Origin of the sequence: Pseudomonas sp. MIS38 (assembly GCF_019891575.1) — a bacterium.
In the GTDB taxonomy this organism is placed as follows: domain Bacteria; phylum Pseudomonadota; class Gammaproteobacteria; order Pseudomonadales; family Pseudomonadaceae; genus Aquipseudomonas; species Aquipseudomonas putida_A.
In genome coordinates, this window is the sequence record NZ_JAFLXF010000001.1 from 554,960 (window position 1) to 569,255 (window position 14,296).

Consider the following 14,296-nt stretch of genomic DNA (forward strand, 5'->3'; position numbering starts at 1 on the left):
TCTTACTTATCGTCAGCATTGCCCGGAACATTAGCGGTTTCGCCGCTTGTACCTTCAACTTCTTCTTTCATGCGTTTGAGGCCCAGGTGACGCACGTCGGTGCCGCGCACCAGGTAGATCACCAGTTCCGAGATGTTGCGCGCATGATCGCCGATGCGTTCCAGCGAACGCAGCACCCAGATGATGCTCAGAACCCGCGAGATAGAGCGCGGGTCTTCCATCATGTAGGTCGCCAGCTCGCGCAGGGCGGTCTTGTATTCGCGGTCGATGACCTTGTCGTATTGCGCCACCGACAAGGCTAGATCGGCATCGAAGCGGGCAAACGCGTCCAGCGCATCGCGAACCATGTTGCGCACCTGATCGCCGATGTGACGGACCTCGACGTAACCACGCGGCGCTTCACCTTCTTCGCACAGCTGAATGGCGCGACGGGCGATCTTGGTCGCTTCGTCGCCGATGCGCTCCAGATCGATCACCGACTTGGAGATGCTGATGATCAGCCGCAGGTCGGACGCCGCCGGCTGACGACGGGCAAGAATGCGCAGGCATTCTTCGTCGATGTTGCGTTCCATCTGGTTGATCTGGTCGTCGATCTCGCGCACCTGCTGAGCCAGGCCAGAGTCGGCCTCGATCAGCGCGGTGACCGCGTCGTTGACCTGCTTCTCGACCAGCCCGCCCATGGCCAGGAGGTGGCTGCGCACTTCCTCAAGCTCGGCGTTGAACTGCGCGGAGATGTGGTGGGTAAGGCCTTCTTTACTAATCATGGTGGCGTCCTTGGAGCGTCCGGTAAGGTGCGGTGGGCCGCAGCGTCAATTCTGTGAATAACCGCAACTGTCAGCCATAACGACCGGTGATGTAGTCTTCGGTCTGTTTCTTCGCCGGATTGGTGAACAGGGTGTCGGTGTCGCCGAATTCCACCAGTTTGCCCATGTACATGAACGCCGTGTAGTCGGAAACCCGCGCGGCCTGCTGCATGTTGTGGGTCACGATGACGATGGTGAACTTGGACTTCAGCTCGTAGATCAGCTCTTCGACTTTCAGGGTCGAGATCGGATCGAGGGCCGAGCACGGTTCGTCGAGCAGCAACACTTCCGGTTCAACGGCGATGGTGCGCGCGATCACCAGACGCTGCTGCTGACCACCGGACAGGCCGAGTGCCGAGTCGTGCAGACGGTCTTTGACTTCGTCCCACAGTGCCGCGCCTTTCAATGCCCACTCGACCGCTTCGTCGAGAATGCGCTTCTTGTTGATGCCCTGGATGCGCAGCCCGTAGACCACGTTTTCGTAGATGGTTTTGGGGAACGGGTTGGGCTTCTGGAACACCATGCCGACGCGGCGACGCAGCTCGGCAACGTCTTCACCCTTGCGGTAGATGTTGTTGCCGTACAGGTTGATCGCACCTTCGACACGGCAACCGTCAACCAGGTCGTTCATACGATTGAAGGTACGCAGCAGCGTGGACTTGCCGCAGCCGGACGGGCCGATAAACGCGGTCACGCGCTGTTTCGGGATGTTCATGCTGACGTCGAACAGCGCCTGCTTCTCGCCGTAGAACAGGCTCAGGCCCGGGACTTCGATGGCCACGGTTTCCTGCTCAAGGCTCAGGCTCTGCTTGTCGCGACCCAGGGCCGACATGTTGATGCCGTGGGTATGTGTTTCGTGCTGCATGGGAGGCTCCCTGTGCTAACAAATTCGGTTCGGTTAGCCGCTTGGTGCGGCTGTACTCAATCTAGGGTGGGAGCGGGCTTGCTCGCGAAGAGGCCGGCACACTCGACATCAATGTCGCCTGACCCACCGCTTTCGCGAGCAAGCCCGCTCCCACAGGAATATCAACTGTCCAAAGCTTTGTATTTTTCACGCAGGTGGTTACGAATCCACACCGCCGACAGGTTCAACGTAGCGATCACCAGCACCAGCAGCAGCGCCGTGGCGTACACCAGTGGTCGTGCCGCTTCGACGTTCGGGCTCTGGAAGCCGACGTCATAGATGTGGAAGCCCAGGTGCATGATCTTCTGGTCCAGGTGCAGGTACGGGTAGTTGCCGTCCACCGGCAGCGACGGCGCCAGTTTCACCACACCCACCAGCATCAACGGCGCCACTTCACCGGCGGCGCGGGCCACGGCGAGGATCATGCCGGTCATCATCGCCGGGCTGGCCATAGGCAGGACGATCTTCCACAGCGTTTCCGCCTTGGTCGCGCCCAGCGCCAGCGAGCCTTCACGGACGGTGCGCGGGATACGCGCCAGACCTTCCTCGGTCGCCACGATCACCACCGGCACCGCCAGCAGCGCCAGGGTCAGCGAGGCCCAGAGCAGACCCGGAGTACCGAACGTCGGCGCCGGCAGTGCTTCGGGGAAGAACAGTCGGTCAACCGAACCACCCAGCACGTAGACGAAGAAGCCCAGACCGAATACGCCGTAGACGATCGCCGGAACGCCGGCGAGGTTGTTCACCGCGATGCGGATGATCCGGGTCAGGGCGTTCTGCTTGGCGTATTCACGCAGGTAGACCGCCGCCAGCACGCCGAACGGGGTGACGATCATCGCCATGATCAAAGTCATCATTACCGTGCCGAAAATCGCCGGGAAGATCCCGCCTTCGGTGTTCGCTTCACGCGGGTCGTCGGAAAGGAATTCCCAGACCTTGCTGAAGTAGAAACCGATCTTGGTCATCGTGCCCATGGCATTCGGCTGATAGGCGTGAACCACTTTACCCAGACTGATTTCGATCTCTTTGCCGTTGGCATCGCGGGCAGTCAGCGCGTCGCGGTTGAACTGCGCATGCAGATCGCTCAGACGCGCTTCGATGTCCTGATAACGCGCGTTCAGCTCGGCACGCTCGGCGTCCATGTCCGCTTGCGCGGTGGCGTCGAGCTTGCCGTCGAGTTCCAGTTTGCGCCCGTGCAGACGGATGCGCTCGAGCCCTGCGTTGATCGCACCGATGTCGGTCTTTTCCAGCGATTTGAGTTGTGCAGCAAGGCCGTTCACACGGTTGATCCGCGCTTGCAGCTCAGGCCAGGCCGCTTCGCCTTCGGCGATCACCTTGCCGTCCTGTTTGACGTTGACCAGGTAGCCGTAGAAGTTGCCCCACTCGCGACGCTCGATCGCCATCAGTTCCGGCGGCGTGGTCTGGTTGGTCAGCCACTCGCCGACCACCCAGGTGAAGTCGTTGCCGTTCAGGTCACGGTTGCCGACCTTGATCAGCTCGCGGGTCATGAATTCCGGGCCCTGATCAGGCACCGGCAGGCCGGCGCTTTTCAGGCGGGCGCGCGGCACTTCTTCTTTCTGTACCACTTCGCCGATGACCAGGTGATTGGCCTGGCCTGGTACGTCGTAGCTGGCGTGGATCAGGTCCGCCGGCCAGAAGTGACCCAGACCGCGCACGGCAATCACCGCCAGCAGGCCAATGGTCATGATGACCGCGATGGACACCGCGCCACCGCTGATCCAGACGCCCGGGGCGCCGCTCTTGAACCATCCATTCAGGGAGTTCTGTTTCACAGACTTCTACCTTTCTTAAAGCGACGAGTATTTCTTGCGCAGACGCTGACGAATCAGTTCTGCCAGGGTGTTCATGACGAAGGTGAACAACAGCAGCACCAGCGCCGAGAGGAACAGCACGCGGTAGTGGCTGCCGCCGACTTCCGACTCGGGCATTTCCACCGCGACGTTGGCGGCCAGGGTGCGCAGGCCTTCGAACAGGTTCATTTCCATGACCGGGGTGTTACCCGTGGCCATCAGCACGATCATGGTTTCGCCGACCGCACGGCCCATGCCGATCATCAGTGCGGAGAAGATGCCCGGGCTGGCGGTGAGGATCACCACGCGGGTCATGGTCTGCCACGGCGTGGCACCGAGCGCCAGGGAACCGAGGGTCAGGCCACGCGGCACGCTGAACACGGCGTCTTCGGCGATCGAGTAGATGTTCGGGATCACCGCAAAACCCATCGCCAGACCGACTACCAGAGCGTTGCGCTGGTCGTAGGTGATGCCCAGGTCGTGGGAGATCCACATGCGCATGTCACCGCCGAAGAACCAATTCTCCATGTACGGACTCATGTACAGCGACAGCCAACCGACAAACAGGATCACCGGAATCAGCAGCGCACTTTCCCAGCCGTCCGGGACTTTCAGGCGGATCGACTCAGGCAGACGACTGAAGGTAAAACCGGCGACCAGAATGCCGATCGGCAACAGCATCAGCAGGCTGAAGATGCCCGGCAGATGCCCTTCTACATACGGCGCGAGGAACAGACCGGCGAAGAAACCGAGGATTACCGTCGGCATCGCTTCCATCAGCTCGATCACCGGTTTGACCTTGCGGCGCATGCCCGGGGCCATGAAGTACGCGGTGTAGATCGCGGCGGCAACCGCCAGCGGCGCGGCCAGCAACATCGCGTAGAACGCGGCTTTCAGGGTGCCGAAGGTCAGTGGCGAGAGGCTCAGTTTCGGTTCGAAATCGGTGTTGGCAGCGGTCGATTGCCAGACGTATTTAGGCTCGTCGTAGTTTTCGTACCAGACCTTGCTCCACAACGCGCTCCACGACACTTCCGGGTGCGGGTTGTCGAGCAGCAGCGGTTGCAGCTTGCCGCCGGCCTCGACGATCACCCGGTTGGCGCGTGGCGACAGGCCGAACAGGCCCTGGCCTTCGGCGACCGGCTCGACCAGCAGGGTGCGGTGCGCGGTGCTGTGGAACACGCCGAGCTTGCCGCTGGCATCGAGGGCCACGAAGCCCTTGCGACGCTCTTCGGCGGTAATTTCAACAATCGGCGTGGTGCCCATCTGGAAGGTACGGATCTGCTTCAGGCGCAGCTCGCCATCGGTATCGCGAGCCATGAACCACTGGGCCAGACCACCCTTGGAATCACCGATGATCAGCGAGATGCCGCCCACCAGTTGCGTGCTCGCGGTGACTTCGGCGTCAGCGTTTTCCAGCAGTTTATAGCGACCGTTGAGGCTCTTGTCGCGCAAGCTGAACACGTCGGCCTGGGCACGCCCGTTGACCACGTACAGCCATTGCTGGCGCGGGTCGACGAAGATGTTTTTCACCGGTTCAGTCATCTGCGGCAGCTCGATACGCTTCTGCTCGTTGGTGACTTCGCCGGTCATCATGTTTTCTTCGCTGGTCAGCGCCAGCACATTGAGCTGCGAACCGGTAGAACCGACCAGCATCAGCGTCGAATCGGTGGCGTTGAGGCTGACGTGCTCCAGTGCCCCGCCGCCCTCGTTCACTGCGATCGGCGCTTCGCCGTACGGGTATTCGATGGCCGGGGTGATGGTTTTCTTTCCATCGGGGTAGCTGACTTTATAGGTGTGACGGAACACCAGCGCCTGGCCGTTGGACAGGCCCACGGCTACCAGCGGATGACCTGGCTGGTCTTCGCCAATGGAAGTTACGGTAGCGCCGGCAGGCACCGGCAGATCGACGCGCTTCAATTCAGCGCCACTGTCGATGTCGAAGAACAGCGCCTGGCCCTTGTCGGAAACGCGCATCGCCACCTGATTCTGCTCTTCGAGCGAAATCATCAGCGGCTTGCCGGCGTCCTGCATCCAGGCTGGGGTAATGGCATCTTTCGCGGTCAGGCTGGCACCCTGGAACAACGGTGCAACGACGTAGGCGAGGAAGAAGAAGATCAGGGTGATGGCTGCCAGCACCGCCAGACCGCCAACGAGGACGTACCAACGGGTGAAGCGATCCTTGAGCGCGCGAATGCGGCGCTTGCGTTGCAGCTCAGGCGTATTGAAATCAATGCGCTTGGGAGGGGAAGTCGTAGTCATTGGGGAATTGGCCAGATCATTCATGCGCTCACCCTAGCGATCCTGTATGACAGAAAGATGACAGTGCAGTGACGCAGCAAATCCACCGCCAGCGGGACTGGCAGAGGATCGAAAATTTGAGGTGTGTAAAAGGCCGGTCTGCGGGCAGAGCCGGCCTTTTACCTGAGTCCGGTGGGGTTCACCTCGGACTCAGTTTGTTACTTTTTTGCGACTTCAGCGCCGCCTTCCTGCAGACCCAGGTCAGCCAGTGCTTTTGCAGCAACCTTGGCCGGCAGTGGGATGTAGCCGTCTTTCACCACAACTTCCTGGCCCTGTTTGGACAGAACCAGTTTCACGAACTCGGCTTCCAGCGGGGCCAGAGGCTTGTTCGGGGCCTTGTTCACGTAAACGTAGAGGAAGCGCGACAGCGGGTACTTGCCGTTCAGGGCGTTTTCTTCGGTGTCTTCGATGAAGTCAGTGCTGCCTTTCTTCGACAAAGCAACGGTCTTCACGCTGGAAGTCTTGTAGCCGATGCCCGAGTAACCGATGCCGTTCAGCGAGGAGCTGATCGACTGCACGACCGACGCCGAACCTGGTTGCTCGTTGACGTTAGGCTTGTAGTCGCCTTTGCACAGGGCTTCTTCCTTGAAGTAGCCGTAGGTGCCGGATACCGAGTTACGACCGAACAGCTGAACCGGTTTGTTGGCCAGGTCGCCGGTCACGCCCAGGTCGCCCCAGGTTTTCACGTCGGCTTTGGCGCCGCACAGACGGGTGGACGAGAAGATCGCATCAACCTGTTCCATGGTCAGGTGCTGGATCGGGTTGTCCTTGTGCACGAACACCGCCAGGGCGTCCACGGCCACCGGGATAGCGGTTGGCTTGTAGCCGTATTTCTGTTCGAAGGCCGCCAGTTCGGTGTCCTTCATCTTGCGGCTCATCGGGCCGAGGTTGGAGGTGCCTTCAGTCAGCGCAGGTGGCGCGGTGGCGGAGCCAGCGGCCTGAATCTGGATGTTTACGTTCGGGTATTCTTTCTTGTAGTTCTCAGCCCACAGGGTCATGAGGTTGGCCAGAGTGTCGGAACCAACGCTGGACAGGTTGCCCGATACACCGGTGACCTTGGTGTAAGCCGGAATTGCCGGGTCAACGCCAGCGGCTACCGCGTGGGCAGTCGCAACGCCAGCAGCGACAAAAGTCATTGCCGCCATCAAACGCTTCAGTTTCATGCCTTACTCCTAGCAGATAGGGTGTGTTAAGTCGGGGCCAAGTATCAGCAGGCCGTGTGAACACTCTATGGCTGAAATATGACAATTGGATGAAAGGCCAGTATCGGGGTTTTGCAGGATGATTCGAAGATCTCAGAGAACAACACAGAACTAATGTGGGAGCGGGCTTGCTCGCGAAGAGGCCGTGTCAGCCTATTCATATGCAGACTGACACAACGCATTCGCGAGCAAGCCCGCTCCCACAGGTGAAAATTTTCAGCGCCCCTTTTTCCAGAGCCACGCCCCCACCAGAATCCCCATCGTGCACAGCACCGCCACATAGTAGGCCGGACCCATCGCACTCTCTTTAAGCAGCAGGCTGACCACCATCGGCGTCAGGCCACCGAAGATCGCGTACGCCACGTTGTACGAGAACGACAATCCGCTGAAGCGCACCACCGGCGGGAATGCCTTGACCATCACGTACGGAACCGCACCGATGGTGCCGACCAGCAGACCGGTCAGCGCATACAGCGGGAACAGCCAGTTCGGGTGATCGGCGAGGCTGTGATAGAAGGTCCAGGAGCTGATCAGCAAGCCCAGGGAACCGAAGACAAACACCCGGCCGGCGCCAAACCGATCCGCCAGGGCACCGGAGATGATGCAACCGACGCTGAGGAACACGATCGCCAGACTGTTCGATTGCAGCGCCACTGTCGCTGAGAAGTGATAGACCGTCTGCAGCACGGTCGGGGTCATCAGGATCACCACGACAATCCCGGCGGACAGCAGCCAGGTCAGCAGCATCGAGACCGCAATCGCCCCGCGATGGTCACGCAGTACCGCGCGCAGCGGCACTTCTTCGGCCAAGGCCTTGCGCAGTTGCAGCTCAGCGAACACCGGAGTTTCGTGCAGCCAGCGGCGCAGATAGACCGAGAACAGGCCGAATACGCCGCCGAGCAGGAACGGAATCCGCCAGGCGTAATCCGCGACTTCCCCCGGTGTATAAATGCTGTTGATTGCCGTGGCGACCAGCGAGCCGAGCAAGATGCCGGCGGTCAAACCGCTGGTCAGCGTCCCGCAGGCGTAGCCGATGTGCTTTTGCGGCACGTGTTCGGAAACGAAGACCCACGCCCCCGGCACTTCCCCGCCAATCGCCGCGCCCTGAATCACTCGCATCAACAACAGCAGGATCGGCGCCCACATACCGATCTGCGCGTAGGTCGGCAGCAGGCCCATGATCAGGGTCGGCACGGCCATCATGAAAATGCTCAGGGTGAACATCTTCTTGCGCCCCAGCAGGTCGCCGAAGTGCGCCATGACGATGCCGCCCAGCGGCCGCGCAAGGTAACCGGCGGCGAAAATGCCGAAGGTCTGCATCAGGCGCAGCCATTCGGGCATGTCGGCCGGGAAGAACAGCTTGCCGACCACAGTGGCGAAGAACACGAAGATGATGAAGTCGTAAAACTCCAGCGCACCGCCCAGGGCCGATAGCGACAGAGTCTTGTAGTCATTGCGGGTCAGGGGGCGTGCAGGTTGCTCGGGCTGCGCGAGGCTCGAAGGCGCTGTGGTCATGGCAAGGGCTTCTCTTATAGGCGGATCTACCGCCACAACAACGCTGGCTGTGGCTTGGGCAGGTTCGGCACCATAGCAAATTGTTCGAAAAAGCACATAGAGGCGCGTATTTGCCGGTCAAAATCAGAACCCGATGGTCGTCGTGGAGTCTACCGACCGATATACTCGCAACCTTGCTCCGGTTTGTAGGGGGTTGCTGTGCGAAAACGTCGTTGGCCCGGCCTTTGAACGGGATCAGCCGGTTTCGCAGAGTTTCCCCTTTAGGCGCCTATGGAAAACGTGACGAACGCAGTATGTTCGGTGCTGAATCGTTTTTCCTGAAGACGGCTACCACCAGCAATACCAACGAAGAGTCACGGGTCAGAGGCACCCCCGGCATGATAGAGCTCGAACAAGAAGATCCGATCCCGCAAGGCGACCTGGCCTTGCAAATTACCGCACTCCCGCGCGAAACCAACGGCTTTGGCGATATTTTCGGCGGCTGGCTGGTGGCGCAGATGGATCTGGCGGGTACCGCAATGGCCAGCCGCGTGGCCGGTGGTCGCGTAGCCACTGTCGCCATCGACCGCATGGCCTTCCTGGTGCCGGTCGCGGTGGGCGCGCAATTGTCCTTTTATACCCAGACCCTGGAAATCGGCCGCAGCTCGATCCAGATGATGGTCGAAGTGTGGAGCGACGATCCGCTGTCCAGCGAGTGGCGTAAAGTGACCGAGGCGGTATTCGTCTTCGTCGCCATCGACGGCAGCGGTCGCACCCGCTCGGTGCCACCACGCGCGCGTTAAACATCGCCGCGGTTTTGCGGTCGATAGTCGTCCCAAGTGTCTGATCGAGAGTTGCCCCATGAACACGCCCAACGTTGAAGCGGTGAAACTGGATGAACTGAACTGCTGGCGCATCCGCCACGGTCAGGCCGAAGTGCTGGTGGCCCAGCAAGGCGCGCACATCCTCAGTTATCAAATCGACGGCCAGCCGCCGATCATCTGGCTCAACGACAAGGCTGTGTTCAAGACCGGCAAGAGCATCCGTGCCGGTGTGCCGGTGTGCTGGCCGTGGTTCGGCAAGTTCGAACGCAACCCGCAGAGCGTGCAGGCCATGTATACCGGTGAGCAACCGGCACCCGCGCACGGTCTGGTGCGGGCGATGGATTGGGAGCTGGGCGGCATCGAATCAGAGGCTGACGGCGTCAAGGTTGAATTCAGGCTGCCCTACCCCGAAGGTGGCCTGCCGGGCTGGCCGCATCAGGTCGATCTGACCCTGACCCTGCATCTGAGTGATCAGTTGCACATCAGCCTGACCAGCCACAATCGGGGTGTCGAAACCGTCAGCATCAGCCAGGCGCTGCACACTTATTTCGCAGTCAGTGATGTGCGCAACGTGCACGTCGAGGGTGTGGCCGGTCTGGATTACATCGAGACGCTGGATGAGTGGAAAACCCACAGCCAGCAAGGTGACCTGCATTTCGCTGGCGAAACCGACCGCATCTACCTCGACGCTCCGCCGCAACTGAGCATTGTCGACCCGACCTGGGAACGGCACATCGTACTGAGCGCCAGCGGCTCACGCACGGCAGTGATCTGGAACCCGTGGATCGACCGCGCGGCAGCACTGGCCGACATGGACGACGATGGCTGGCAGCGCATGCTGTGCATCGAGACGGCGAATGTGATGGATGATGTGGTCACGCTGGGCTCGGGTGCGAGCCATACCATGGGCGTCAGCATCGGCAGCAAACCGCTCTGACCAACACCGCAATATCAATGTGGGTGAAAGCCTTTGTGGTGAGGGGATTTATCCCCGATGGCCTGCGGAGCAGGCCCCTGCCCCTGATTCAAAGCGGGGGTCGCTTCGCAACCCATCGGGGATAAATCCCCTCGCTACAATTGTTCAGATGTTAGAGATCGGACTCCTGCACCACCCGCACTTTGTCAGCTTCCAGCGCATACGCCGCATCGGCCAGGTCATTGCTGACCTTCTCGATCTTCAGCGTGCCGGTCACCCACAGCGGCGTGTAGATATCGTCCAGCTTCAAACCCTTCGGATAACGCACCAGCACCAGTTGATTCGGTGGTGGCGGTGGCACGTGGATGCAGGCGCCAGGGTACGGCACGAGGAAGAACAGCGTGCTGCGGCCCTTGGCGTCGGATTCCAGCGGCACCGGGTAGCCGCCGATGCGGATGTGCTTGTCGTTCATCGACGCCACGGTCTTGGTCGAATACATCACCGCCGGCAGGCCTTTAGCCTGTTTCATCCCGCCCTTCTCGGTGAAGGTGCCGGTGGCTTCCGGGGAGTTGTGGTCGATTTCGGGCATGGCCTCGAGGGCTTTCTGGTCCGACTTGGGCATCAGTTCCAGCCAGTCGGTTTCCGGCAGTTCGCCGGCGTGAGCCAGACCGCTGCCCAGCAAAAGAAGAGTCAACAGAAGACGGCGCATGGAGGTGCTCGGTAAAAGATGCTCGGATAAAGGAAGGACGTTAAATCGCCGAGCATTCTAGCCCTCCCTGCCACGTTGGCAGAGAGGACTTGGTCGCTTGGATCAGTTCTTTTTGATCAGGCCGTAGATCACCAGCAGCACGATCGCGCCGACCAGTGCACCGATGAAGCCTGCGCCCTGACCTGCCTGATAGATACCCAAGGCCTGGCCGCCGTAAGTGGCCGCCAGCGAACCGCCGATACCGAGCAGGATGGTCATGATCCAGCCCATGCTGTCATCGCCCGGTTTGAGGAAGCGTGCCAGCAGGCCGACGATCAAGCCGATAAAGATGGTTCCGATAATTCCCATGGCATTTCCCTCTGATTTGGTAGATATGCCAAAGCCTAGTCAGACTTTGGCATCCTGCCATGAGAGAACGGCGGCTCCCGAAGGTTCCGCCGTTGCCACATGAAACTGTTTACTCGGCGATCAGCGCTTCAACCTTGACGATCTGTGCCTGCAGCGTGGCCATGTCGGCGCAGCGCAGGTTGGCGTGACCGACCTTGCGCCCGGCCTTGAAGGCTTTGCCGTAGTGGTGCAGATGGCAATCTTCGATGGCGATCACTTTCTCAACCGGCGGAACCACGCCGATGAAGTTGAGCATCGCGCTCTCGCCGACCTTGGCGGTCGAACCCAGCGGCAGGCCGGCCACGGCACGCAGGTGGTTTTCGAACTGGCTGCACTCGGCGCCTTCGGTGGTCCAGTGCCCGGAGTTGTGCACGCGCGGGGCGATCTCGTTGGCCTTGAGGCCACCGTCGACTTCAAAGAACTCGAACGCCATCACGCCGACGTAATCCAGCTGCTTGAGCACACGGCTGGAGTAGTCTTCGGCCAACGCCTGCAGCGGGTGATCGGTGCTGGCTACCGACAGCTTGAGGATGCCGCTGTCGTGGGTGTTGTGTACCAGCGGATAGAACTTGGTTTCACCATCACGGGCACGCACGGCAATCAGCGAAACTTCGCCGGTGAACGGTACGAAGCCTTCCAGCAGGCAGGCAACGCTGCCCAGCTCGGCGAATGTACCGACCACGTCTTCCGGCTTGCGCAGGACTTTCTGGCCCTTGCCGTCGTACCCCAGGGTGCGGGTTTTCAGCACGGCCGGCAGACCGATCGAAGCCACGGCGGCGTCCAGATCGGCTTGCGATTGAATGTCGGCGAAGGCCGGGGTCGGGATGCCCAGGTCCTTGAACATGCTCTTCTCGAACCAGCGGTCGCGAGCGATGCGCAGGGCTTCGGCGCTCGGATAGACCGGGACGAATTGCGAGAGAAACGCCACGGTTTCCGCCGGGACGCTTTCGAACTCGAAGGTCACCAGGTCGACTTCATCGGCCAGTTGGCGCAGGTGATCCTGATCGCCGTAATCGGCCCGCAGGTGTTCGCCCAGTGCTGCGGCGCAAGCGTCCGGCGCCGGGTCGAGGAAAGCGAAGTTCATGCCCAGCGGAGTGCCCGCCAGCGCTAACATGCGGCCCAACTGGCCGCCACCGATTACACCGATCTTCATCTCAACAACCTCAGGCAATACGTGGGTCTGGATTGTCCAGGACGCTGTCTGTCTGCTCGGCACGGAAGGTTTTCAGTACCGCGTGGAACTGTGGATGCTTGGCACCAAGGATGCTCGCCGAGAGCAGCGCGGCGTTGATCGCGCCGGCCTTGCCGATGGCCAGGGTGGCAACCGGAATGCCCGCCGGCATCTGCACGATCGACAGCAGCGAATCAACGCCCGAGAGCATCGACGACTGCACCGGAACGCCCAGTACCGGCAGGTGGGTCTTGGCCGCACACATGCCTGGCAGGTGGGCTGCGCCACCGGCACCGGCGATGATCACCTCGATGCCGCGGCCCTCAGCCTCTTCGGCGTACTGGAACAGCAGATCCGGGGTGCGGTGGGCAGAGACCACCTTGACCTCGTACGGGATGCCGAGCTTTTCCAGCATATCGGCGGTGTGGCTAAGGGTGGACCAATCGGACTTGGAGCCCATGATCACGCCAACCAGTGCACTCATCGTCGCGCCTCTTCTCTCTGGGCGCCCGCAGGCGCGTCAAAAACAACAAGCCACGCAGGATTGCGTGGCTTGATTGTACGAAAAATGGCCGGACGTACCGGCCGAAGGCCGCGCAGTATACCGCAAAGAAAGCAATAAACAGCCCCCGAAACGACCATCTGTCAAATCAGCCAAAGGCCCGGTTTTATTGACTTGAAGGTCAGCGACAGAACACCGCAAATCCCCCCTGTGGGAGCGGGCTTGCTCGCGAAGGCGTCAGGTCAGATACATGAATGTCGACTGACACACCGTATTCGCGAGCAAGCCCGCTCCCACAATTGGATCTGCGATGGCTCAGGAAGCCTGTGCAGCGCCGCCTTCAAGCTTGCGCCACAGCAACCGCACGTTGGCCTTGCGCACCAGTGCGCAGCGATACAGGCGAATCTCCAGCGGCACGTGCCATTGCGGGCCGCCGCAGACAACAAGTTCGCCACGGGCCAGCTCTGCGCGCACACTCAACTGCGGCACCCAGGCGATGCCGAGCCCCTCCAGGGCCATGCTCTTGAGGCTGTCGGCCATGGCGGTTTCATAGATGGTGGTGAAACGCAGCTGACGCTGGCGCAACAAACCATTCACCGAACGCCCGAGAAACGCCCCGGCGCTGTACGCCAACAGCGGCACACTGGCCTCGCCTTCCAGATCGAACAGCGGTTTGCCATCGGCATCGGCTGCGCACACCGGGAGCATTTCAGTCTGGCCCAAGTGCAACGACGGGAAAATTTCCGGGTCCATCTGCATCGCCGCGTCCGGGTCGTAGAACGCCAGCATCAGGTCGCAGCCACCCTCGCGCAGCGCGTGCACCGCGTCGCCGACGTTGGTCGCCACCAATCTCGTCGCTATGTTCAGCCCTTCGTTGCGCAGTTGTGCGATCCAGCGTGGAAAGAAACCCAGCGCCAGCGAGTGCGCCGCCGCGACCTGGATCACTTCGCCCTGCCCACCTTCCAGGTGATGCAGATGGCGCAGCACTTCGCCGAGCTGTTCGACCACGGTACGCGCGGTCACCAGAAACAGTTGCCCGGCCGCCGTCAGCTCGATCGGCGTGCGCGAGCGATTGACCAGCGTCAGCCCAAGCGCAGCTTCCAGGCTGCGGATCCGCCGACTGAACGCCGGCTGGGTCACGAAGCGTCGTTCGGCCGCCTGCGAGAAGCTGCGGGTGGCGGCCAGAGCACTGAAGTCCTCGAGCCATTTGCTTTCCAGATTCATCACGCCCTCCCGGGAACGCACCAAAACAGGTCACACGTCTGCCGCGCAGGC

General features: G+C 61.0%; 13 protein-coding genes. 2 read left to right on the top strand and 11 right to left on the bottom strand.

Features of this window, described 5'->3' with window-relative positions; translation table 11 throughout:
• Window positions 1-2: 2 nt before the first annotated feature.
• From phoU to J1G18_RS02550, 6 genes are all read right to left on the bottom strand, one after another.
• A complete protein-coding gene (gene phoU / locus J1G18_RS02525) occupies window positions 3-764 on the bottom strand; it encodes a phosphate signaling complex protein PhoU (RefSeq protein ID WP_003229617.1) in 762 nt (253 codons plus the stop codon).
• 70 nt (window positions 765-834) lie between these two features.
• Window positions 835-1,668: a phosphate ABC transporter ATP-binding protein PstB gene (pstB, locus tag J1G18_RS02530; RefSeq protein WP_007962289.1), complete on the bottom strand. Its 834-nt coding sequence runs from the start codon at window positions 1,666-1,668 to the stop codon at window positions 835-837.
• Window positions 1,669-1,829: 161 nt separating this feature from the next.
• Window positions 1,830-3,500 carry a phosphate ABC transporter permease PstA gene (gene pstA, locus J1G18_RS02535; RefSeq protein WP_223007042.1) on the bottom strand — a complete coding sequence of 557 codons (1,671 nt, stop codon included), beginning with the start codon at window positions 3,498-3,500 and terminating at the stop codon, window positions 1,830-1,832.
• A 15-nt stretch (window positions 3,501-3,515) separates the two neighbouring features.
• Window positions 3,516-5,549: an ABC transporter permease subunit gene (locus J1G18_RS02540; RefSeq protein ID WP_193774904.1), complete on the bottom strand. Its 2,034-nt coding sequence runs from the start codon at window positions 5,547-5,549 to the stop codon at window positions 3,516-3,518.
• A gap of 425 nt (window positions 5,550-5,974) precedes the next feature.
• On the bottom strand, window positions 5,975-6,979 hold the full coding sequence (locus J1G18_RS02545; RefSeq protein ID WP_223007043.1) for a phosphate ABC transporter substrate-binding protein PstS: 1,005 nt from the start codon (window positions 6,977-6,979) through the stop codon (window positions 5,975-5,977).
• A gap of 255 nt (window positions 6,980-7,234) precedes the next feature.
• Window positions 7,235-8,533, bottom strand: a complete 1,299-nt coding sequence (locus J1G18_RS02550; protein WP_202369223.1) for an MFS transporter — start codon at window positions 8,531-8,533, stop codon at window positions 7,235-7,237.
• A 377-nt stretch (window positions 8,534-8,910) separates the two neighbouring features.
• Here J1G18_RS02550 and J1G18_RS02555 point away from each other — a divergent pair, with 377 nt between their 5' ends.
• Both J1G18_RS02555 and J1G18_RS02560 read left to right on the top strand, forming a co-directional pair.
• On the top strand, window positions 8,911-9,315 hold the full coding sequence (locus tag J1G18_RS02555) for an acyl-CoA thioesterase (RefSeq protein WP_003229628.1): 405 nt from the start codon (window positions 8,911-8,913) through the stop codon (window positions 9,313-9,315).
• Between the two features lie 58 nt (window positions 9,316-9,373).
• Complete coding sequence (locus J1G18_RS02560; RefSeq protein WP_210556287.1) at window positions 9,374-10,273, top strand: D-hexose-6-phosphate mutarotase; 900 nt, start codon at window positions 9,374-9,376, stop codon at window positions 10,271-10,273.
• Between the two features lie 151 nt (window positions 10,274-10,424).
• On the opposite strand, the gene J1G18_RS02565 is transcribed toward J1G18_RS02560, so the two are convergent.
• From J1G18_RS02565 to J1G18_RS02585, 5 genes are all read right to left on the bottom strand, one after another.
• Window positions 10,425-10,961, bottom strand: a complete 537-nt coding sequence (locus J1G18_RS02565) for a DUF3299 domain-containing protein (protein ID WP_027610367.1) — start codon at window positions 10,959-10,961, stop codon at window positions 10,425-10,427.
• Window positions 10,962-11,063: 102 nt separating this feature from the next.
• Entirely contained in the window at window positions 11,064-11,309 is a 246-nt protein-coding gene (locus J1G18_RS02570; RefSeq protein ID WP_003229635.1) for a GlsB/YeaQ/YmgE family stress response membrane protein, read from the bottom strand.
• A 109-nt stretch (window positions 11,310-11,418) separates the two neighbouring features.
• Complete coding sequence (locus J1G18_RS02575) at window positions 11,419-12,501, bottom strand: 5-(carboxyamino)imidazole ribonucleotide synthase (protein WP_047596872.1); 1,083 nt, start codon at window positions 12,499-12,501, stop codon at window positions 11,419-11,421.
• A 10-nt stretch (window positions 12,502-12,511) separates the two neighbouring features.
• Window positions 12,512-13,003 (bottom strand): 5-(carboxyamino)imidazole ribonucleotide mutase, encoded by a 492-nt coding sequence (gene purE / locus J1G18_RS02580; RefSeq protein WP_003229641.1) that lies wholly within the window; start codon window positions 13,001-13,003, stop codon window positions 12,512-12,514.
• Window positions 13,004-13,336: 333 nt separating this feature from the next.
• Window positions 13,337-14,245, bottom strand: a complete 909-nt coding sequence (locus J1G18_RS02585) for a LysR substrate-binding domain-containing protein (RefSeq protein WP_096795416.1) — start codon at window positions 14,243-14,245, stop codon at window positions 13,337-13,339.
• Window positions 14,246-14,296 lie beyond the last annotated feature (51 nt).